2 protein-coding genes are annotated in these 969 nt (G+C 45.2%); one reads left to right on the top strand and one right to left on the bottom strand.

All coding sequences use genetic code 11. From position 1 onward, the window contains the following. The coding region (locus AC1MDJ_RS08070) for a hypothetical protein (protein ID WP_479690400.1) at positions 1–320 on the bottom strand (320 nt) is incomplete at its 3' end. Between AC1MDJ_RS08070 and AC1MDJ_RS08065 the strand changes: the two genes are divergently transcribed. Next, positions 256–969, top strand: a 714-nt coding sequence (locus AC1MDJ_RS08065) for a nickel-dependent hydrogenase large subunit (protein WP_479690401.1), incomplete at its 3' end; no start/stop codon positions are given. The genes AC1MDJ_RS08070 and AC1MDJ_RS08065 overlap by 65 nt on opposite strands.

Genomic DNA, 969 nt, shown 5'->3' with positions numbered 1-969 from the left:
ATCTCTAAGATAAACACCAGCGAATAAAAGCCTGATGAAAAGATTGCAGTGAATTGCCCGCGAATGACGATATCTACCATACGGATAGCTAACCAGCCAGCACCGATATAGGCGGCTACCTTAGCAATTTTAGAACGCAAATCCTTATCTCGCCAGCTATCTATCTTCTTGAAGGTGCTTAAATCGCCATTCCATATAATGCCGCCTACCTCTTGAAATGAATGCGCAGTCTCATCAGACTGGGCTGAAGATAGCATTGCTACATTTACAGCAACTAAGGACAGGTTAAAGAAATTTATTGATACGGGCAAACTAGGCATATTCGGCTCAGGCTATTGGGGGCACCCTGCTATGCGGTTGTCGCCCGAAGAAAACTTGATACTATTTTCACACTATCTGACCGCTCTTGACTACCAGCGCAGAGCTTCAAAAGCTATGGCTATTATAGGTGGCAAAGACCCGCACCCACAAAACTATGTTGTGGGAGGTATTGCTACGGCTATTAACCCTGACAACCCTGCTACGTTTAATATTGAACGTATATCTTATCTGCACACGCTCCTGTCTGAAGTTAAGGAATTTGTTGATAAGGTGTACTTGCCAGACGTAATACTTGTAGCTAATACATATAAAGATTGGTTCAATATAGGCAGGGGCGTAGTAAATTATCTGTCCGTGCCAGAACTTCCAACTGATGAGACTGCGCATTCATTTCAAGAGGTAGGCGGCATTATATGGAATGGCGATTTAAGCACCTTCAAGAAGATAGATAGCTGGCGAGATAAGGATTTGCGTTCTAAAATTGCTGAAGGTAGCGACAGGGCGTGGTATGCGAAAGGCGGTAGCAAGCATCCGTGGGAAGGCTCGTCTGACCCGCAATACACAGGCTTTGACGAGAATGGCAAATATAGTTGGTGCAAGGCTCCACGCTACGATGGCAAACCTTTCCAAGTAGGTCCGCTTGCACAG

The sequence above is a fragment of the Candidatus Termitispirillum reticulitermitis genome, assembly GCF_054655775.1.
The sequence above is the reverse complement of the archived record's forward strand: the minus strand, read 5'-3'. Positions and strand labels throughout refer to the sequence as shown.